Annotated in this window: 18 protein-coding genes and 1 pseudogene; 12 read left to right on the top strand and 7 right to left on the bottom strand. The window is 74.1% G+C overall.

The window, feature by feature from the left end; all coding sequences use genetic code 11:
• Positions 1 to 10: 10 nt before the first annotated feature.
• Positions 11 to 403, bottom strand: coding sequence for a hypothetical protein (locus tag NZH93_RS17275; protein ID WP_259624121.1), 393 nt, complete (start codon positions 401 to 403; stop codon positions 11 to 13).
• Positions 404 to 412: 9 nt separating this feature from the next.
• A complete protein-coding gene (locus NZH93_RS17270) occupies positions 413 to 817 on the bottom strand; it encodes a hypothetical protein (RefSeq protein WP_259624120.1) in 405 nt (134 codons plus the stop codon).
• A 211-nt stretch (positions 818 to 1,028) separates the two neighbouring features.
• On the opposite strand from NZH93_RS17270, the gene NZH93_RS17265 reads away from it, so the two are divergent.
• The 6 genes from NZH93_RS17265 (at position 1,029) to NZH93_RS17240 (ending at position 6,819) form a co-directional block, all read left to right on the top strand.
• Positions 1,029 to 1,295, top strand: coding sequence for a GlsB/YeaQ/YmgE family stress response membrane protein (locus NZH93_RS17265; RefSeq protein ID WP_259624119.1), 267 nt, complete (start codon positions 1,029 to 1,031; stop codon positions 1,293 to 1,295).
• A 109-nt stretch (positions 1,296 to 1,404) separates the two neighbouring features.
• Positions 1,405 to 2,574 carry an AI-2E family transporter gene (locus tag NZH93_RS17260; protein ID WP_259624118.1) on the top strand — a complete coding sequence of 390 codons (1,170 nt, stop codon included), beginning with the start codon at positions 1,405 to 1,407 and terminating at the stop codon, positions 2,572 to 2,574.
• Between the two features lie 143 nt (positions 2,575 to 2,717).
• Complete coding sequence (locus NZH93_RS17255) at positions 2,718 to 3,056, top strand: cupin domain-containing protein (RefSeq protein WP_259624117.1); 339 nt, start codon at positions 2,718 to 2,720, stop codon at positions 3,054 to 3,056.
• Between the two features lie 161 nt (positions 3,057 to 3,217).
• On the top strand, positions 3,218 to 3,361 hold the full coding sequence (locus NZH93_RS17250; protein ID WP_259624116.1) for a hypothetical protein: 144 nt from the start codon (positions 3,218 to 3,220) through the stop codon (positions 3,359 to 3,361).
• Positions 3,322 to 6,111: a M14 family metallopeptidase gene (locus NZH93_RS17245; RefSeq protein ID WP_259624115.1), complete on the top strand. Its 2,790-nt coding sequence runs from the start codon at positions 3,322 to 3,324 to the stop codon at positions 6,109 to 6,111. The genes NZH93_RS17250 and NZH93_RS17245 overlap by 40 nt, the downstream gene beginning before the upstream one ends.
• A gap of 69 nt (positions 6,112 to 6,180) precedes the next feature.
• On the top strand, positions 6,181 to 6,819 hold the full coding sequence (locus NZH93_RS17240; protein WP_259624114.1) for a maleylpyruvate isomerase family mycothiol-dependent enzyme: 639 nt from the start codon (positions 6,181 to 6,183) through the stop codon (positions 6,817 to 6,819).
• Here the strand turns inward: NZH93_RS17240 and NZH93_RS17235 are convergent.
• Entirely contained in the window at positions 6,816 to 7,394 is a 579-nt protein-coding gene (locus NZH93_RS17235; protein WP_259624113.1) for a TetR/AcrR family transcriptional regulator, read from the bottom strand. The genes NZH93_RS17240 and NZH93_RS17235 overlap by 4 nt on opposite strands.
• 147 nt (positions 7,395 to 7,541) lie before the next feature.
• Here NZH93_RS17235 and NZH93_RS17230 point away from each other — a divergent pair, with 147 nt between their 5' ends.
• The 3 genes and pseudogenes from NZH93_RS17230 to NZH93_RS51245 all read left to right on the top strand — a co-directional run.
• Positions 7,542 to 9,170, top strand: coding sequence for an ABC transporter transmembrane domain-containing protein (locus NZH93_RS17230; RefSeq protein WP_259624112.1), 1,629 nt, complete (start codon positions 7,542 to 7,544; stop codon positions 9,168 to 9,170).
• Positions 9,167 to 10,960 (top strand): ABC transporter ATP-binding protein, encoded by a 1,794-nt coding sequence (locus tag NZH93_RS17225; RefSeq protein ID WP_259624111.1) that lies wholly within the window; start codon positions 9,167 to 9,169, stop codon positions 10,958 to 10,960. The genes NZH93_RS17230 and NZH93_RS17225 overlap by 4 nt, the downstream gene beginning before the upstream one ends.
• Positions 10,961 to 11,005: 45 nt before the next feature.
• Positions 11,006 to 11,074, top strand: a pseudogene (locus tag NZH93_RS51245) (large ribosomal subunit protein bL28); the annotation flags it as partial.
• A 256-nt stretch (positions 11,075 to 11,330) separates the two neighbouring features.
• On the opposite strand, the gene NZH93_RS17220 reads toward NZH93_RS51245, so the two are convergent.
• The 4 genes from NZH93_RS17220 to NZH93_RS17205 all read right to left on the bottom strand — a co-directional run bounded on the left by NZH93_RS17220 (position 11,331) and on the right by NZH93_RS17205 (position 16,291).
• Positions 11,331 to 12,434 (bottom strand): Gfo/Idh/MocA family protein, encoded by a 1,104-nt coding sequence (locus tag NZH93_RS17220; protein ID WP_259624110.1) that lies wholly within the window; start codon positions 12,432 to 12,434, stop codon positions 11,331 to 11,333.
• Complete coding sequence (locus NZH93_RS17215) at positions 12,431 to 13,165, bottom strand: sugar phosphate isomerase/epimerase family protein (RefSeq protein ID WP_259624109.1); 735 nt, start codon at positions 13,163 to 13,165, stop codon at positions 12,431 to 12,433. The genes NZH93_RS17220 and NZH93_RS17215 overlap by 4 nt, the downstream gene beginning before the upstream one ends.
• Before the next feature lie 127 nt (positions 13,166 to 13,292).
• Positions 13,293 to 15,602, bottom strand: coding sequence for an ABC transporter permease (locus tag NZH93_RS17210; protein ID WP_259624108.1), 2,310 nt, complete (start codon positions 15,600 to 15,602; stop codon positions 13,293 to 13,295).
• Positions 15,599 to 16,291, bottom strand: a complete 693-nt coding sequence (locus tag NZH93_RS17205) for an ABC transporter ATP-binding protein (RefSeq protein ID WP_259624107.1) — start codon at positions 16,289 to 16,291, stop codon at positions 15,599 to 15,601. Before NZH93_RS17205 ends, NZH93_RS17210 begins: the two co-directional genes overlap by 4 nt.
• A 204-nt stretch (positions 16,292 to 16,495) precedes the next feature.
• On the opposite strand from NZH93_RS17205, the gene NZH93_RS17200 reads away from it, so the two are divergent.
• The 3 genes from NZH93_RS17200 to NZH93_RS17190 all read left to right on the top strand — a co-directional run bounded on the left by NZH93_RS17200 (position 16,496) and on the right by NZH93_RS17190 (position 18,919).
• Entirely contained in the window at positions 16,496 to 17,740 is a 1,245-nt protein-coding gene (locus NZH93_RS17200) for a sensor histidine kinase (RefSeq protein WP_259624106.1), read from the top strand.
• A complete protein-coding gene (locus tag NZH93_RS17195) occupies positions 17,737 to 18,405 on the top strand; it encodes a response regulator (protein WP_259624105.1) in 669 nt (222 codons plus the stop codon). The genes NZH93_RS17200 and NZH93_RS17195 overlap by 4 nt, the downstream gene beginning before the upstream one ends.
• 73 nt (positions 18,406 to 18,478) lie before the next feature.
• Positions 18,479 to 18,919 carry a TIGR03618 family F420-dependent PPOX class oxidoreductase gene (locus NZH93_RS17190; RefSeq protein ID WP_259624104.1) on the top strand — a complete coding sequence of 147 codons (441 nt, stop codon included), beginning with the start codon at positions 18,479 to 18,481 and terminating at the stop codon, positions 18,917 to 18,919.

Genomic DNA, 18,919 nt, shown 5'->3' with positions numbered 1-18,919 from the left:
TCCTGCGGACCTAGTCCGCGTCCGCCAGGTCGTCGACGTCGGTCACCTCGTGGCCCTCGAAGACCACCATCACGCCCAGTTCGGAGAGGCGCGGTTCGGCGCACTCCGCGAACCGGACCACCCAGTCCCGCCCGGTGTGGAAGGTGAACTCCGGGTCGTCCGCCGTCTCGGCCACGGAGGCACCCAGCGCGTCCGCCACCGCGGCTCGGGCGGTGGCCAGCAGGCGGTCGCGGTCCGCCAGGACGTCGGTGATGAACGCCGGGTCCAGGTCGGCCACCGTGGACGGCTCCTCGACCAGCACGGCCACCGCGGCGCCGCCGCTCGTCGTCGTCCAGCAGGTCACGCCGTCCGGCGCGTGGTCGACCGGCGTCAGTTCGCCCAGGCCGGGCAGGGTGAACGTCATGCGGTCAGCCTACCGAGCGGCTCGGGCGCGCCCCCGCAGGGCGCGGGTCACGGCCGCGACCAGCGCGCCGCCGCCGACCGTGCCCAGCAACACCAGCGCGCCGCCGACGACCCACAGGCCGGAGTCGTCCTGGCCCGCCGCGTGGACGGCCCAGGCGGCGGTGAAGGGCAGGGCGACCGCGGCGACGGCCGCCCAGGGCGGGACGACGACCGTGCCCACCGCGACCAGTCCGACGAGGACGAGACCGCACGCGATGACCTGCGGCGCCTCGTAGGGGCCGGTGGTGGAGCCGGTGACCGGGTCGACGTCACGGGTGTCGTCCGTCCCGAGGAACACCCACCACGTGCCGACGGAGAGCGCGGCGAGACCGAGCGAGAGGAGGAGCGACCTTACCGGTGTCCGTTCGGTACCCATGGGTCCACTCTGCGCCTGCGCGACGACGCCCGCCAGCGGGGGCCGGGCAGGTGGACCACGGCCTGCGGCCGAACGGCCCATCCGTTCACCAGCCCCGAAAAAGCACCCGTTCCGGGGTGTTTGGAGCGCGTGGCCGCCGGGCATTCCTCCACCAAGCGAGACGTGAGCGGCGCCGGATCAGGTGGCGCCGCCGGAACCAAGGAGAACTGTCGTGGGTGTGTTGGGTTGGATCGTCCTGGGCCTCATCGCCGGTGCCATCGCGAAAGCGATCATGCCCGGCAAGGACCCCGGCGGCATCATCGTCACGATGCTGATCGGCATCGTGGGCGCGATCCTCGGTGGCTTCATCGGTCGGGCGCTGTTCAACAGCGACATCAACAGCTTCTTCGACCTGAGCACCTGGCTCCTGGCCATCCTCGGCTCCCTCGTCCTGCTCGGCATCTACCGCTTGGTGACCGGCAGGCGCGCGCACGCCTAAACCACCCAATAGGTGTGCAGCACGGACCCCGGCGACCCTCCCCCCTGTCGCCGGGGTTCGTCATGTCCGGACTGTTGTTCGCGAACCTCGGCAGAGCGGTGACGGGTCAATGAGCGGTAGCGGGAAACCCCCGGCGGACGACGTCCGGGACGTCGTGCCGCGAATCCTTCGGGTGGCCGCCGCCATCGGGTGGCGGTTCCTGGTCGTGGTGGCCGCGCTCTACGTGGTCGGCACGGTGACCGGGTACCTCGCCGGGCTCGTGGTGCCGGTCGCCATCGCGCTGCTGCTGGCGGCCCTGCTGGCTCCGGGGGTCGACCAGTTCGCCGGGCTCGGCGTCCCGAGGGGACTGGCCACCGCGCTGGTCCTGGTCGGGGGACTGGTGATCCTGGGCGGGGTGCTGACGTTCGTCGTCGTCACCTTCGTCAACGGCATCCCCGGACTGGTCTCGCAGTTGTCGCAGAGCGTCGACACCGCCACGAAGTGGCTGACCGACGGACCGCTGCACCTGAGCGACAACCAGATCCGCGAGGCGTCCGCCCGGTTCATGGCGACCCTGACGGAGAACCAGTCCGACATCACCACGGGCGCCCTCACCACGGCCGCCACGGTCGGGGAGGTCCTGACCCAGACGCTGCTGGTGCTGTTCACCCTGATCTTCTTCCTCTACGACGGCCCGCGGATCTGGCAGTTCCTCATCCGCGCCGCCCCGGACCGCGTGCGCACCAGGGTCGACGTCGCGGGCAGGCGCGGGCTGGCGGCGCTGGTGAGCTACGTGCGCGCCACGTCGGCGGTCGCGGTGGTGGACGCGGTGGGCATCGGCATCGGGCTCGCGGTGCTCGGCGTCCCGCTGGCGATCCCCTTGGCGGCGCTGGTGTTCCTCGGCGCGTTCATCCCCATCATCGGCGCGGTCGTCGCGGGCAGCGTCGCGATCCTGATCGCGCTGGTCGCCAACGGCGTGGTCGCGGGCCTCGTGGTGGCGGGCATCGTGATCGCCGTGATGCAGCTCGAGAGCCACGTGCTGCAACCGCTCCTGCTCGGCCGCGCGGTGAAGCTGCACCCGCTGGCGGTGGTGCTGGCCATCACGGGCGGCCTGCTCGTCGGCGGCATCGCGGGCGCGCTGCTGTCCGTCCCGCTGCTGGCGGTGCTGAACTCGGGCATCCGGTCGCTGCTCAGCGAGGCCGACGAGCACGTGGACCCGGCCGACGTGCACGCGAGCGAGCCGGAGGAATCCGCACCCGACGAACCGGGCCTGGACACCGAGGTCGGCCCGAAGCCCTGACCCGGTCCGGGCGACCGGGCGCGCGGCGCCGTTCCGGGCCAAGCTGTTCGGGCGGGCCCGCCGCTCGGCTGTCACGGACAGGGCGGTGGTCCGGTCATACGGCACGGGCGCCGGCGAGCGGCGTCCCGAGTGAGGAGACCCGGATGTCGAAGACCTCGTTGACCGAACTGGCCCACCAGCACCTGGACCTGGCGCGCGACGCGTCGAGCGGGCGCAGCGCGCACACCGTCAACGGCGGGCACGAGCACGCGCTGCGGCAGACCGTGATCGCGCTGCTCGCCGGTCAGCTCCTGCACGACCACGAGAGCGGCGGCGAAGCCACCCTCCAGGTGCTGGAGGGCCACGTGCGGCTCGTCGCGGGCACCGACTCGTGGGACGGGACCCCCGGCGACCTGCTCGCCGTCCCGGACCGCAGGCACCGCCTGGAGGCCGTCGAGGACTCCGTCGTGCTGCTCACCGTCGCCCTCCAGGTCGGGGTGTGAGGGCGGAGGACCGCGCCCGTCCTCGTTGAGACGGCTGCTATTCGCCATCGGGCGGAATGGAACCCCTTGCGCCGCTTCGGCTTTCCTATGATCGGCCGAGGCACGGGGGCCTCCGGTGCCGTTGTCCACCGCGGGTGTGCGGTGCGGGGGAAGGGTTTCCGATGAGACGTGGACTGACGGCGTTGGTCGCCGCCTGCGTGGTCGGTGGGGGTGTGCTGCCGGTGACGGCTGCCGTGGCCGCACCCCAGGGCGACGTGGTGAAGACGTGGGACGCGACGGTGACCTCCGGTCAGGTCCCGGCGTGATCGGCGTCGGCGTCGACGCGCACGAACTGGAGGCGCTGCCCGCGAGCGGCGCCACCGGGACCGTCGAGGTGCAGTTGACCGACGGCCAGGCGGACCGCGTTCGCGCGGAGGGGATCACGATCGTGGAGCGCCGGGTGGCGGCCACCGCCGCCGGGGACGGCGTGTTCCGGCCCTACAGCGGCGCCAACGGCATCGCCCAGGAGTTGCGGGACCTCGCCCGCGACCACCGGGACCTCGCCAAGGTGGAGTCCATCGGCAAGACGGTCGAGGGCAAGGACATCCTGGTCGTGAAGGTGACCAAGGACGCCTCGACCACGCCGGACGGCGCCCGTCCCGGCGCGCTCTACCTCGGCGCGCAGCACGCCCGCGAGTGGATCACCCCGGAGATGACCCGCAGGCTGCTGCACCACTTCGTCGACGGCTACGGCCACGACGCGGCGATCACCTCGCTGGTGGACACGACGGAGCTGTGGTTCCTGCCGGTCGCCAACCCCGACGGGTACGACTACTCGTTCTCCGGCGCCCCCGGCGCCCGGAACTGGCGCAAGAACCTGCGCGACAACAACGGGGACGGCGTGTTCGGCGCGGGGGACGGCGTCGACCTCAACCGCAACTTCGGGTACCGCTGGGGCTGGGACGACGAGGGCTCCTCGCCCGACCCGGCGTCCGAGATCTACCGCGGTCCCGTCCCGGACTCGGAGCCGGAGACGAAGGCGCTCTCCGCGTTCGAGCGGCGGGTCAAGCCCGAGATCGCGGTCAACTACCACTCCGCCGCCCAGGTGCTGCTCTACGGCGTGAGCTGGCAGACGGCCACGCCGACGCCCGACGACGTGCTGTTCAAGGCACTCGCGGGCACGCCGGACAACCCGGCCATCCCCGGCGTGCGGCCGCAGCTCACCTCGGACATCTCCACGTCCAACGGCGACTCGATGGCCCACGCGCACAACGTGAACAAGGTGCTGATGGTCGCCGACGAGATGGCGAGCTGCCAGGCCGCGTCGGCGTCGGACCCGAACGACGAGTGGGAGCCGCGGGACTGCGCCAGCTCGTTCCAGTTCCCGGACAGCGAGAAGCTCATCCGCGCGGAGTTCGAGAAGAACCTGCCGTTCGCGCTGTCGGTGGCGCGGTCGGCGCCGCACCCGGCGGAACCGGTCTCGTCGGTGGGCACGCCCGCCCCGGCGTTCACGCCGAACGCGTTCTCCACCTCCTACGGCGAGAGGGGCGCGCAGACCGTGTCGGTCACCGCGCGCAAGAGCCTCGCCGCGAAGCGGCTGCACTACCGCGTCGGCGGGGGTGCCGAGCACACGGCCGCCCTCAGCCCGTGGAAGGGCGGCAAGGTCTACGGCGGCGCGAACAACCTGTACTACGACGAGTACCGCGGTCGGGTGAAGGGCGCGAAGCCCGGTGACGTGGTCGAGTACTGGTACACCGGCGTCGCGGGCGGCACGCTCGTCAGCAGCGACAGGCTTACCTACACCGTCGCCGACCGCGCGGACGGGGAGGTGCTGGTCGTCGCCGACGAGGGCGGCGGCACGGACAACTCCGCGGCCTACGTGGCCGCGCTGGCCGCGGCCGGGCACCCGAACGCCGCCGTGTGGAACGTGGCGACCCAGGGCGCTCCGGACGCGCTGGGCGTGCTCGGCCACTTCAAGGCGGTCGTGTGGGCGGTCGGCGGGCACACCGCGGGCGCCACGACGACGCTGGAGGTCCGCGACCACCTCAACGAGGGCGGCAGGCTGATCGAGGCGGGTGCGGCGGCCGGGATCAACGAGCCGCTGAACGCCACGCTGGTCAACGTGGACGACTTCGGCCAGTACTGGCTGGGCGTCGGGTCGTCGACCAGGCTGGGCCCGCCGACCGGCTTCACCGGCTCCGGCGCGCTGGCGGGCGCCACGGCGTCGTTCCCCACCCCGCCCGCGCGGGTCGGCGGCTTCTCGGCCACCTCGGATTCGTTGCCCGTGGCGAAGTTCCCGCAGTTCGCCAGCTCGCTCGCCGGAGCGTACGACGGGACGCGCGGGCCGTTCGAACCGTTCGAGGGCGACGGGTTCGCCGCCGCCGCGCACGCCGACAGCGCGTACACGCGGCTGGCCCGGACGGCCGACCTGACCGGTGTCGCCGCCGGGCAGTCGCCGCAGGTGCGGTTCGCGCTCTCCCACGACGTCGAACCGGGCTTCGACTTCGTGCTCGTCGAGGCCCACCGGGTCGGGTCCGACGACTGGACCACGCTCCCGGACACCGGGGGCACCACGGGCACGGGCCTGCCGGAGGACTGCGTCGGCATGGTCGGGCTGCACCCGTTCCTGGCGCACTACCTGACCCCGTCGGGCGGGACGTGCGCCCCGACGGGCACCAGCGGGTCGTGGAACCGCCTGACCGGGAACAGCGACGGCTGGCAGCAGATCGCCGTCGACCTGTCGGCGTTCGCGGGCAGCCGGGTCGAGTTGGCGGTGACCTTCCTCAGCGACTCGATCGTGGGTGGTCGCGGTGTGTTCGTGGACAACGCGGAACTCGTCGTCGGCGGGTCCGCCGTGGACAGGTCGGACTTCGAGTCCTCGCTGGGCGCGTGGACGTCCACCGCGGCGCCCAGCTCCTCGCCGTCCGCCCTGTGGAAGCAGTCCGGCGCGGTGTTGAAGCTCGGCGCGGCGGTCTCGCGCGAGCGGTCGATCGTGCTCGGCTTCGGCCTGGAGTCCGTGCCCGCCCCGCAGCGCACGGCACTGCTGCGCAAGGCGCTGCGGCACGTCGCGGGCTGATCCCTCCGCTCGACCCGGAACGGGGAACGTCCACGTGGACGTTCCCCGTTCCGCTTAGGCTTCGATGGTGTGACCGCCAAACCGCCGCTCGCCGCCGTCGCCACGGCGCACCGCACCCTGAACACCGTGCTCGCGGACCTCACCGACACGGCCGTCACCGGACCGTCCCTGTTGCCCGGCTGGACGCGCGGCCACGTCCTCGCCCACCTCGCGGACGCGGCGCGGGCCAGGGCGCGGGTGGTCGAGCACGCGCTGCGCGGCGAGGTCGTCGTGATGTGGGAGCCGGGGGAGCGGGACGCGGTCATCAAGGCCACCGCGACCCGGAGCGCGGCCGAGCACCGCGCCGCCGTCGCCGAGCACGCCGAGCGGCTGGACCGGGCGTGGGCGGGCGTCGAGGACTGGACGGGCTTCGACTCCGCCGTCGAGATCCGGTGGCGCGAGGTGTGGATCCACCTGGTCGACCTCGACGTGGGGGTCCGGCCGAAGGCGTGGACCCTCGACTTCTCCCTGCACGCCGTGGACTTCCTGCACACCCGGCTGCCCGACGGGTTCGGCGTGCGCGCGACGGACGTGGACCGGGCCTGGGGGTCGGGCGCGGAGATCACCGGGGCGGCGCACGACCTGGCCGCGTGGCTCGCGGGGCGGGTGCCCGACGAGTGGCCGTCCGGGCCGCTGCCCGAGCTGGGGCCCTGGCCCGCCTACCGCTAGACCGCCCAGGAGGCCAGCAGGGTCCGCACGTGGCACCGCAGCTCGTCGTCGGAGAACGCCGCCCGCGCGGTGAGCACCCGGTAGACCACGGGGCCGATGAACTGCGCGGCGGACAGGTCCGGCGACGGCATGCCGGGCGCGTCCGGGCGGACGCGGTCCAGGACGGTCCGCGCGCTGGCGCCCAGCAGGTCCGCGGCGTGCACGAGGGTGCGGACCTCCGGGTCGTGCTGCGCCTCGCCGACCAGCGCCCGGTAGGCGAGCCCGGCCGGTGAGGCGGTCAGGAACCCGCTCAGCGCCCGCGCGTAGGTGAGCAGGTCCTCGGCGGCGTCCGGGTGGGCGGGAGTGGTCAGCTCCTCCTCGACGTCTTCGAGGACCGCTTCGAGCAGGATCTCGGCCTTCGTCGTCCACCACCGGTAGAGCGTCTGGCGGCCGACGCCCGCGCGTTCGGCGATGCCCTTCATCGTCATCGCGGCGTAGCCGACGTCCACCAGCAGGTCGTCGACGGCGTGCAGGACCGCCCGCCGTGCGCGCTCGCTGCGCGGGCGGCCCATCCGGGTGGTCGCTTCGGTGGCCATCGGGCGAACTGTACCGAGACAGCGTGTCCCGCATGTGTTAGCGTGATAAACGAGTCACCGTGACCCGTAAGTCTGCCGCCCGTTGGCGCCCACGCCACCCACCTCGCGGTGCGGCACGTCCACTCACTGCCTCCCGAGGTGTACCCCTTGCGTCCAGAGAACGCCCTGATCGTCGACGTCCTGCGTCGGCGGGCCCGCCCGGCACTGGCCGGGTGCTCGGCCTCCGTCGTCCACCAGACCTGCGAGGCGCTGGTGCCGCTGGCCATCGGCCTCGCGGTCGACCACGCGATCGACGGCGCTCCGCCGATCGCGATCCTGATCGCGGTCGCCGCCGTCCTGCTCCTGTTCACCGTGCTCGCGACCGGCGGCGGCGTCGCGTCGTGGGTGCTGAGCTCCACCTCCTTGCGCGAGGCCCACGAACTGCGGGTCCGCGCGATCGGCCACGTCCTGTCCGACCCGGCCGTCGGTCGCGACCGGCGGCCGGGCGAGCTGATGAGCATCCTGACCTCCGATACGAAGGCGACCGCCGACATCGTGCGCGTGCTGGCCTACCTGGCGTCCGGGGTCGCGGGCCTGGCCGTCGCGGTCGTCGTGCTGCTGCGCGTCGACCTGTGGCTGGGCCTGGGCATCGTCGTGGTGCTGCCCCTGCTGGTGCTGGGCATCGACCGCCTCGGCCCGTGGGTCGAGCGCAAGGTCCGCGCCCGCCAGCAGGCCGGTGGCCTGGCCGCCGCGCTGGCGGCCGAACTCGTCCACGCCCTGCGCCCGCTGCGCAGCTTCGGCGGCGTCCCCGAGGCGGTCCGGCGCTACCGCCGCGCCAGCGGGCGGTCGCTGGACACCGTGCTGGACACGGCGTCCGCCACCGCCGTCGTGACGGTGGTGGGCCAGCTCGCGACCGGCGCCGTGCTCGTCGGCACGGCGGCCGCCGCCGGCACGATGGCGCTGTCCGGCCGCGTCTCCGTCGGCGAGTTCGTGGCCGTCGTGCTGATGGCCTCGTTCGTCGCGGAGCCGGTGCGGCGCATCGCTTCCAGCGTGGAACAGGTCGCGGGCTCCCGCGCCGGGGCGGCCCGCGTCGCCGCCCTGCTGACGTCCACGGCCCGCCACGGGGGCCCGCTGTCCGGCCGTCCCGGCCCGCTGTCCGTGCGGGACGAGGAGACCGGGCTCGACTTCACCCTCGCGCCGGGTGAGGTGCTCGGCATCGCCACGACCGATCCCGCCACGGCCGACGCGGTCGTCGCGCTGCTGGCCGGTCGGGCGCCCCGGTCGTCGGGGAGCGTGATGGTCGGCGACGTCGACGCGCGCGGGCACGTGCTGGTCGAACCGCACGCCGCGTACCTGCTCGGCGGCACGCTCACCGCGGCGCTGGACACCGGTCGGGGCACCGCGGGCGTCGAACGCGCCCTGGTCGCGGCCGGTGCCGAGGAGGTGCGGGAGTCCTTGTCCAGGCAGGGAGGAGTGCTGCTGGAAGGTGGTGCGAACCTGTCCGGCGGGCAGCGGCAACGGGTCGCGCTCGCGAGGGCGCTGGCGGCGGAACCGCCGGTGCTGGTGCTCCGCGACCCGCTCACCGCCGTGGACGCCGTCACCGAGGACTCGGTCGCGGAAGGGCTGCGGGCCCTGCGCGGCGAAGGCGATCGGGGGACGGTGATCGTGACCACCTCACCGCCGCTGCTGTCCCGGTGCGACCGCGTCGTGTTCCTCGACGGCGACGGCCCACCCGTCGTCGCGACCCACGTCCGGCTGGCCGAGGTCCCCGCGTACGCCGAGGCGGTGCTCCGATGAGCGCGACGCTGACCGACCGTCCCGTGTGGACGGACCACGGGGCTCCCGTCCTGCCGATCGCCACGAGCAGGCAGAGCCTCGCGGGACTGGGGCGGGCGCTGCGGAAGCACCCGGCCGAGTGCGCTTCCGCCGTGCTGCTGACCCTGCTCGCGGGTGTCGGCGTCGTCGCGGTGCCGCTGTTCCTCGGCAGGCTGGTGGACGCCGTGCGCGCGGGCGCCCGGCAGGACCTGGTGCCACTGCTGGCCTTCACGGCCGCGAGCGTCGTGTTCGGGGCCGTGTTCGCCGCGCTGGCCCAGCGCACGACCGAACGGCTGGGCGCGCGGGTCGCGGCCGACCTCCGCGAGGAGGTGCTGGCGCGGGCGCTGGGCGTCGAGTCGCGGGTGCTGGAACGCGTGGGCAGCGGCGACATCGCCTCGCGCGTCACCGAGGACGTGGAGAACTTCGTCGCGGCGGTCCCGCTGGCCGCCACGGTGTTCAGCGCCGCCACGACGATCGTGGTGTCGGCGGCCGGGTTCGCGTCCGTGGACTGGCGGCTGGCGCTCGCGTTCACCGTCGTCTTCCCGGTGTACTGGGTCAGCCTGCGCGCCTACCTGCCCAAGGCCGGTCCGCTCTACGCGGCGGAACGGCGGTCGGCTGCGGATCGCGGGCAGGTGGTGCTGGAGTCGCTGCACGGCCTGTCCACCGTGCACGCCTACGACATGGCCGAGCCGCAGACCCGGCGGGTGGCCGCGGCCTCGGAGCGGACGCTGGCCGCCGCGACGCGGGCCCTGCGCCTGTTCATCCTGTTCATGAAGTCCATGAACGCGGCCGAGGCCCTCGGCCTGTCGGCGATCCTGCTCGCCGGGTACTGGCTGGTCGACGCGGGCGCGGTCACGGTCGGCGAGGTCACCGCCGCCGCGCTGCTGTTCCACCGCCTGTTCGACCCGCTCGGCACGGTGCTGCTGTCGTTCGACGACGTGCAGCGCGCGGGCGCGGCGCTCGCCCGGATCGTCGGCGTCACCCTCGTCCCACCGCCCGAGCCGAAGCCGGACCGGCCGCACGACGGGCCGGTCGGCATCGTGGGGCGCGGCCTCCGGCACTTCTACGACGAGGGGCACGAGGTCGTGCGCGGGATCGACGTCGAGGTGCCCGCCGGGACGTCGCTGGCCGTGGTCGGCGCGAGCGGCGCGGGCAAGACGACCCTCGCGGGGATCCTCGCCGGGGTGTTCCCGCCGTCGGCCGGGAGCACGCTGCTGGTGGACGCCCGCGGGAGCGTGGACGTCGGCGACCTGGACGCGGGGCAGGTGCGCGACTGGATCGGCATGGTGTCCCAGGAGACGCACGTGTTCGCGGGCTCGCTGCGCGACGACGTCCTGTTCGCCGCGCCGGGCAGCACCGACGCCGAGGTCCACGCGGCGTTGCGCGCGGTCGGCGCGGGCGCGTGGGTGGCCGCGCTGCCGGACGGGCTGGACACCGCGGTCGGGGCGGGGGAGCACCCGCTGACCGCGGCCCAGGTCCAGCAGCTCGCCCTGGCCCGCCTGCTGCTGCGCGACCCGCCCGTGGTCGTGCTGGACGAGGCCACCGCCGAAGCGGGCAGCTCCGGCGCCCGCGACCTGGAGCAGGCCGCCGCCGCGCTGGTCGCGGGCCGGACCGCGGTGGTGGTGGCGCACCGGCTCACCCAGGCGCGGGCGTGCGACCGGATCGCGGTCGTGGCGGACGGGCTCGTGGTGGAACTCGGCACGCACGACGACCTGGTCGCGCTGGGCGGCCGGTACGCCGACCTGTGGAGCGCGTGGTCCCGGCGGTACTGAGGGCGTGCCGCTGACGCGGGCGGGTCGCGGGCCGCGAGCCGGGGGCGGGTCACGGGTCGTGAGCCGGGGTTGGGCAAGCAGGTCTCGCACTCCCACCGGCGCACCTCGCGCCGGTGATTGCCCAGCACCTGGTGGCCGCCCGGCACCTGGTGGCCGCCCGGCACCTGGTGGCCGCCCAGCACCTGGTGGCCGCCCAGCACCCGGTGGCCGCCCAGCACTCGGCGGCGACGCTATCGGCTGCCGAGGGCAGGCACGTCGTGTTGAGCCTGTCGGTGGAGGTGGTCAAGGCCGTGGACCGGTGGCAGGCCCGCGGCGCGTTGTCGAAGCGGTACGGCGTACCGGCCCGTGTGCGGCCGGTACGCCGATCGCCCTACCCGAGGGTCGCGGTGCGCGGGTCCCAGTCGACCGGCAGCGCGGGCGGCACCTCGACGGTGCTCGTCACGTCCACCGACCGGCCGAGCGCCGCGGACTCGTCGATCGACAGCATCGCGTCGAGCACGTGCTGGGCCAGCGCGCCCGACGCCCGTTCCGTCGCCCCGGAACGGATCGCGCGCGCCAGCTCCAGCACCCCGGTGCCCCTGGTGGCGGGATGTCCTTCCGCCGCCAGGGTTTCCGGTTCCTCGACCCCCGGCACGTGCAGCGTGGTGGCACCGTCGAACCTGTTCGGGTCCGGCAGCACGAGGGTGCCGAGCGTGCCCGTCACCTCGACGAGACCGGTGCGCTTCACCGCCGCGTCGAAGCTCAACACCACCTGCGCCGACCCGCCGCGCTCGAACTCGACCAGTGCCATGACCGACGTCGGCACCGTCACCGCGAACTCGACGCCCGCGCGCGGACCGGAGGCGATGACCCTGGTGTCGCGCGCCCGGCTCGCGGTGGCGGTGACCCGCCGGATCGCCCCGAACACCTGTACCAGCGTGGTCAGGTAGTACGGGCCCATGTCCAGCAGCGGCCCGCCGCCCGCCTGGAACAGGAACTCCGGCGCCGGGTGCCACGACTCCGGTCCCGGCGTCTGGAAGATCGCCAACGCCGTGCGGGGCTCACCGATCCGGCCCGCGTCGACGGCCCGCCGCGCGGTCTGGAGACCCGCGCCGAGCACGGTGTCCGGCGCGCTCGCGACCCGCAACCCCTTCTCCCTGGCGCGATCCAGCAGCTTGCGCGCCGATTCCCGGTCCAGGGCAAGGGGTTTCTCGGTCCACACGTGCTTGCCCGCGTCCAGCGCGGCGAGCCCGACCTCCACGTGCGCGGCCGGGATGGTCAGGTTGACCACGATCTCGACCTCCGGGTCGTCGAGCACCGCGGCCACCCCGCCCGAGCGGGGCACGCCGTGGAGCTCGGCCCGTTCCGCCGCGCGCCCGACGTCGAGGTCGGCAACGGCCAGCACCCGCACGTCCGGGAAGGACGTGAGGTTCTCCAGGTACGCGTCGCTGATGACGCCCGCGCCGATGACGCCGACGCCCACCCGCGCGCTCACCGGTCGGCGTCCGCTAGGTAGGCGCGGCTGGCGGCGACGGCGTCGAACACGTCGCCGTCGTAGGCGTCGAACTCGACCACGCGCAGCGCGTTCGGCGCCGCCGCGAGCACGTCGCCCACCGGCACCCGGCCCTGTCCGGCGGGGACCTGGCCGGTCCCGTCGGTGGCCAGGTCCCCGTCCTTCACGTGGATCGCCACGACCCGCTCGCCGAGGCGGCGCAGCAGCGCGGGGGCGTCCTCGCCGCCCGCCGTCGCCCAGTAGGTGTCGACCTCCAGGACGATGGCGGGGTCGAGCTGGTCGGCGAGCACCTCGAACGCGCTCCGACCGTCGATCCGCGACTCCAGTTCCCACCAGTGGTTGTGGTAGCCGACCCGCACCCCGTGCTCCGCCGCCACGGCGGCGGCCTCGTTCAGCGCCTTGGCCGTGGCCGCGACGTCCGAGGCGTCCTGCCACTTCTCCTCGCCGATGTACGGGTCGATGACGACTCCGATGCCGCACTCGGCGGCCACCGCGAACACGGGCGCCTGTTCGACGCCCACGAGCCGGGCGTGCGCGGTCGGCGCGCTCAGGCCGTGCTCGGGCAGCAGGGTCCGGAGGGACTCGGCGTTCTCCAGGACCCCGTAGGGCTCGACGAGGGTGAAGCCGATGGCGGCGAGCCGCCCGAGGGTGTCGTTCGGATCGGCCGCGAACGCGCCGCGGACCGAGTAGAGCTGCACGGAGGGCTCAGTCATTTCCAGCTCCTGACTTCGACGGTGGAGGCAGTGTGGGAGCGCTCCCACAATCTCTACCACGTGGTAGAGATTGCCGCCAGTGCCTTGCCGGGAACCGGTTTTCCCGCCGAAGTGGAACGCACGACCGCTACTCGGTCCGCAGCGCCGTCGCGGTGCGCGTCCGGGCCGCCCAGCCCGCGGGGAGCAGCGCGCCGAGCACCGCGATGACCAGACCGCCGAAGGCGAGCAGGACCACGGTGGTCGGCCCGTACACGGCGAACGAGGACGCGGGCAGCCCGGTGCCCGCGCTCCGGCCCATCGCGGGCAGCACGGCGTCGTGCAGGGCGACGCCCAGCGGCACACCGAGTCCGCCACCGACCACGCCGACGACCGCCACCGACGCGAGCACCATCGCGATCGTCTGCCCCGGCGTCATGCCGAGGGCCTTGTGCACGCCCAGGTCGTGCACGCGGTCGCGCGTGTCGAGCACGACGCCGTTCAGGACGCCGAGCCCAGCCACGGCGATCAGCAGCAGCGTGAGGAACGTCGTGAGCGCGACGATCGTCAGGAGCATGTCGCTGAACCCCGCCTGGCCCGCTCGCGCGGTGACGCCCAGCGGGCGCAGCGCGGCGTTCAGGCCGTCGAGGTAGGTGGTGACGTCGGTGCCGGGCCGCACCGCGATGCCGAAATTGCTGACCACGGGGTTGGTGAGCGTCGCGGCGTCGGTGAAGACCTGCATGCCGTCGTTCTGGAGGTCGAACACCTCGCCGACGATCCGCACGGTCACGAGTTCGCCGCGGTCGTCCAGCGTGACGGTGTCGCCGATCCTCGTGCCGGTGGCGCCCAGGAACGGCGATGGCACAACGGCTTCGCCGGGCGCGTCGAACCACTCGCCCGCGATCATCCGGTAGTCGCCGGGGGAAGTGTCCCCGTCGAACGCGATGAGCGTGGTCGACCCGGAGAACGCGGCGACGGTCACCTCGCGCCGGGACGTGCTGAAGTGCGCCAGCGTGCCGGGCTGCGCGGCGATGGCGGCGTTGACCGCGGCCACGTCGAGGGACGCTGGCAGCCCCCTGTCGGGGCCCGGCCGGTCGGCGCCGATGACGACGTCGGTGGTGTGGTCCCTGGCGTCCTGCACGTCGCTCAGCGACGCCGCCAGCCCGACGGCGAACGTGACGGCGGTGGTGCCGAACACGATCGCCGCCAGCATCGCCAGCGCACGGGCGGGCCGGGTGAACGGGTGGGCGAGACCGAGGCCGACCGGGCGCGGCAGCGGGAGCCCCGAGGTCAGCCGTGCCGCCCACCGGCCGCGGCCGACGCCGGGCGTGCGGCCGACCGCGAGCGCGTCCACCGTGCGCAGCCGCCCGGCGCGCCACGCGCTCGCCCACGCCGTCACCGCCACCACGCCCAGCGTCCCGGCGACCACGGCGACGTCGACCCAGGGGGCGACGGGGGACACGGTGGTGCCGTAGACCTCGCTGGTCTCGGCCAGCACGGGGATGGCCAGCAGGTTGCCCGCGACCACCCCGAACGCCGCTCCGACGCCCGCGGGCAGCAGCGCCTGCGCCACGTAGGCCCGCACGACCTGGCCCGGCGTGAACCCGAGCGCCTTGAGGACGCCGATCCGCCGCAGCCCGGAGGCGACAGCCCCCGCGACCACGTTGCCGACGATGAGCACGGACATGACCAGGCCCAGCGCGCCGAACGCGACGAGGAACGGGACGAACAGCGCGGACTCCTTCACCGCGTCCTGCCGCGCGGCGATCCACGTCCGCGTCCCGCTCAGCCCTTGGGCGGGGACGGCGGCCGCGGTGCTCGCGTCGACCTGCTCGGTCGTGGCGGCGGAGGCGAACCGGTAGAGCACCTGGAACCCGCCCGCCGTGTCCGGCGGGGTCAGCGCGGCGACCTGGGACGGCCACACCCACAGGTCGGCGGTGCGGCTGATCGACCTGGCCACGCCGACGACCCGCAACTCCGGCGCGCCGGGCAGGGCGGGGAACCGGAGCGTGCGGCCCACCTGGTCCGGCATCCGGAAGTCGGCCGACAGCACGACCTGGCCGGGCCCGGTGACCCACGTGCCCTCGACCAGCGCCACGGCGTCGACCGGCCCGCCGGTATCGGCCCGGCCGACCACCGTCATGGGCGGGAGCTTCGGACCGTCGTCGAGTTCCGGGGAGGCCGACGTTACCGGGAACGGGCCCGCCGCCGCCGTGACGCCCGCGGCGGTCTTCGACGCCTCCAGGTCCGCGGCCGTCGTCGCGCCCGCGTCGAACTGGGCGGTCACGTGCGGCCCGCTCTGCTCGGCGAACGCCCGGTCGAACGGCGCGCTGGACGCCACCAGCAGCGACCCGGCGAGCACCGACGCGGTCACCGCCATCGCCGCGGCGAGGCCGATCACGACCGTCTGCACCCGCTTGCGGCCCACGCCGGAGCGGACCACCTTCCCCAGCGCGCTCATCGCGCGGGCTCCGCGCTGACGTCGTCGGCGATCCGGCCGTCGACCAGGCTGATCGTGCGGGTGGTGCACCGGCGGGCCAGCGCCAGGTCGTGGGTGACCACGACGACGGTCTGGCCCTCGGCGTTCAGTTCGGTCAGCAGCGCGCTGACGTCCTCGCCGGACGCGGTGTCCAGCGCTCCAGTCGGCTCGTCGGCCAGCAGCAGCGCGGGCCGGTTCATCAGCGCCCTGGCCACCGCCACGCGCTGCCGCTCACCGCCGGACAGCCTGCCGGGGTAGGCGCGGGCGTGCCGGTCGACGCCGAGCTTCCCGAGCAGGTCGGCCGCCCTCGCCCTCGCCTCCGCGCGGTCCATCCCGGCCAACTGGGCGGGCAGGACGACGTTGTCGGCGACGGTCAGGTCGTCCAGCAGGTTGAAGAACTGGAAGACCATGCCGATCTTGGCGCGCCGGTAGCGGGCCGACGCGGCCTCGCCCAGCCCGTCCACCCGCACGCCGTCCACGGTCACCGTGCCCGCGCTCGGCCGGTCCAAGCCCGCGACCAGGTTCAGCAGCGTGGACTTGCCGCTGCCGGACGGGCCGAGTACCGCCACGGCCTCGCCGGGCCGCACGGAGAACGACACGCGGTCCAGCGCGGGCGGTCCCTCGCCGTACTCGCGGCTCACGGCGTGCAGTTCGATCAGCGGTGTGGTCATCGGGGTCTCCCCAGTGGGTGTCGGATCAGGCCCGGAGGACGCTAGGAGCGGGACCGGTCGCGGCGAGTCCGCACGCCGGGCCATTTCCGGTACGGCGCTGGGATGAGGCGCGGCGGTGTCATCCCTGCGGCGTAGTCCGGCGGTGCGTCGGGGGAGGTCCGTGGGAGTGATGTCCTGATCCGGCCCGTCGGCCAGAATGGGCCGGTGACGACCAGGGTGGTGGACCGGCTGCGGGTGTGGGCCCGACCGAGTGGCCCGCCACCCGCGCCCACCTCGCGCGGGTGGGTGTTCGACGTGGTCCTGGCGCTGGTGGTCGGCGTCATGACGGTGGAGTACGCCCTCAACCGCGGCGACGTGGCGCAACCCCACCCGCCCCTCGTCGGTCCGGTGGTGGTGCTCCACGAGCCGCAGCCGGACGGCCGGTTCTGGGTGGCGGTGCTGGCCCTCCTGGCCGCGGTGGCCCTCGCGTACCGCCGCAGGTACCCGCTCGCCGTGCTGTGGGTCGTGCTGTTCGCCGCCGTGCTGACCCCGGAGGAAGCGCCCCGCGTCATCTTCTACGCGTGCGTGATCGCCGCGTACACCGCCGCCGCGTACAGCCCGTACCGGGTCCCGACGCTGGGCAGCGTGCTGGTGTCGCTGGTGGTGGTCGGGCTCTTCACCGACGGCGACCTGCCGGTCGTGCCCAACGAGTACGCGCCCTTCCTGATCCTGGTGCCGATCGTCGTGGCGGCCAACGGCATGCGCACGTGGAAGCTCCGCACGGAGGAGGGGCAGGCGCGCGTCCTGGCGCTGGAACGCGACCGGGCCGAGGCGGAGCGCCGCGCGGTGGAGGGGGAACGCGCCCGGATCGCCCGCGAGCTGCACGACGTGGTGACCCACAACGTGAGCGTGATGGTCATCCAGGCGGGAGCGGCCAGGAAGGTCATGGACACCTCGCCCGACCAGGCGCGGGAGGCGCTGCTCGCCGTGGAGGCGGGCGGCCGGGCGGCGATGTCCGAGCTGCGCCACGTGATGGGCCTGCTCACGATGGGCGCGGAGGACACGGGTGACCTCGCTCCCCAACCCGGCCTCGACGAGCTGGAGGTGCTGGTGGACCGCGTGCGCGACACCGGCGTTCCGGTCGCGCTGACCGTCGCGGGGGAGCGGCGGTCGCTGCCGCCGGGGGTCGAGCTGGCCGCGTACCGCGTGGTGCAGGAAGCCCTGACCAACACGGTGAAGCACGCCGTGGGCGCGTCCGCCGCGGTGACGCTCGACTACGGCGCCGACGTCCTGCGCGTGGAGGTCACCGACTCCGGCGGGACACCCGGCGCGGCGGCGGCCACCGGCAACGGGCGGGGCCTGATCGGCCTGCGCGAACGCCTCGCCGTCTACGGCGCGACCCTGAAGAGCGGACCGCGCCTGCTCGGCGGCTACCGCGTGACCGCACTGATCCCCTTGGAGACGACGTGACCACCCCGCTGCGAGTCGTCGTGGCCGACGACCAGACGCTGGTCCGCACCGGCTTCCGGATGATCCTCACCGCGGACGGGATCGACGTGGTCGCCGAGGCGACGACCGGTGTCGAGGCCGTCGACGCGGTCCGCCGCACCCGGCCGGACGTCGTGCTGATGGACGTCCGGATGCCCGAGATGGACGGCCTGGAGGCCACCCGGCGCATCCTGACCGGCGCGGAGGGCGAGCCGCGGGTGATCATCCTGACGACGTTCGACCTGGACCACTACGTGTACGCGGCGCTGTCCGCGGGCGCGGGTGGCTTCCTGCTCAAGGACGTCACGCCGGAACACCTGGTCGCGGCGGTCCGCCTGGTCCGGTCCGGTGACGCCCTGCTCGCCCCGGCCATCACCCGCCGCCTGGTGGAGCGGTTCGCGGGCCGTGACGCCGACGCGCTGCACCGCGACCTGTCCGCCCTCACCCCGCGCGAGCTCGAAGTGCTGCGCCTGCTCGCCGAGGGCCTGAGCAACGCCGAACTCGCCGCTCGCCTGCACCTGTCCGAGGCCACGGTGAAGACGCACGTGGCCCGCATCCTCGCCAAGCTCGGCCTGCGCGACCGCGTCCAGGCCGTCATCGTGGCCTACGAGACCGGACTGGTGAGCCCGACCGGCCGTCCCGCGTGACGACGCGGGGGAATGCGACGGCGGCGGGCCGCGTTCGGGCGACAGGGGCACGTGATCACCTGGAGGGGACCCGATGGCGACTCTGACGGACGCGGCGGCGCTCGGTGCGGGTGAGAGCGGGCTCGTGGTGGTCTCCACGCTGCGCGCCGACCTCACGATCCAGGCGTCGGTGGTGAACGCCGGTGTCCTGCGGCACCCGCTGCGGGACGTGGAGGTGGTCGGCTTCGTCACCTACGGCAAGGTGAAGCTGGCGAACCTGCGGGAACGGCCGCAGCTCACCGCGACCTTCCGCAAGGGCTGGCAGTGGGTCGCGGTGGAGGGTGCGGCGGAGATCATCGGGCCGGACGACCCGCACGGGCAGGTCGACGACGAACGGCTCCGGGTGCTGCTGCGGGAGGTCTTCACCGCGGCAGGCGGGACGCACGACGACTGGGACGCCTACGACCGGGTGATGGCGGAGCAGCGCCGGGCGGCGGTGTTCGTGGAGCCGAAACGGGTCTACAGCAACGGGTGA

Origin of the sequence: Umezawaea endophytica, from assembly GCF_025061645.1 — a bacterium.
Classification (GTDB): domain Bacteria; phylum Actinomycetota; class Actinomycetes; order Mycobacteriales; family Pseudonocardiaceae; genus Umezawaea; species Umezawaea endophytica.
This window is presented reverse-complemented; position numbering and strand designations above follow the sequence as displayed.

Coding starts and splice junctions, on each gene's coding strand:
- NZH93_RS17275 (WP_259624121.1), bottom strand. CDS start 403: ATGACGTTCACCCTGCCCGGCCTGGGCGAACTGACGCCGGTCGACCAC.
- NZH93_RS17270 (WP_259624120.1), bottom strand. CDS start 817: ATGGGTACCGAACGGACACCGGTAAGGTCGCTCCTCCTCTCGCTCGGT.
- NZH93_RS17260 (WP_259624118.1), top strand. CDS start 1,405: ATGAGCGGTAGCGGGAAACCCCCGGCGGACGACGTCCGGGACGTCGTG.
- NZH93_RS17255 (WP_259624117.1), top strand. CDS start 2,718: ATGTCGAAGACCTCGTTGACCGAACTGGCCCACCAGCACCTGGACCTG.
- NZH93_RS17250 (WP_259624116.1), top strand. CDS start 3,218: ATGAGACGTGGACTGACGGCGTTGGTCGCCGCCTGCGTGGTCGGTGGG.
- NZH93_RS17235 (WP_259624113.1), bottom strand. CDS start 7,394: ATGGCCACCGAAGCGACCACCCGGATGGGCCGCCCGCGCAGCGAGCGC.
- NZH93_RS17225 (WP_259624111.1), top strand. CDS start 9,167: ATGAGCGCGACGCTGACCGACCGTCCCGTGTGGACGGACCACGGGGCT.
- NZH93_RS17215 (WP_259624109.1), bottom strand. CDS start 13,165: ATGACTGAGCCCTCCGTGCAGCTCTACTCGGTCCGCGGCGCGTTCGCG.
- NZH93_RS17210 (WP_259624108.1), bottom strand. CDS start 15,602: ATGAGCGCGCTGGGGAAGGTGGTCCGCTCCGGCGTGGGCCGCAAGCGG.
- NZH93_RS17205 (WP_259624107.1), bottom strand. CDS start 16,291: ATGACCACACCGCTGATCGAACTGCACGCCGTGAGCCGCGAGTACGGC.
- NZH93_RS17190 (WP_259624104.1), top strand. CDS start 18,479: ATGGCGACTCTGACGGACGCGGCGGCGCTCGGTGCGGGTGAGAGCGGG.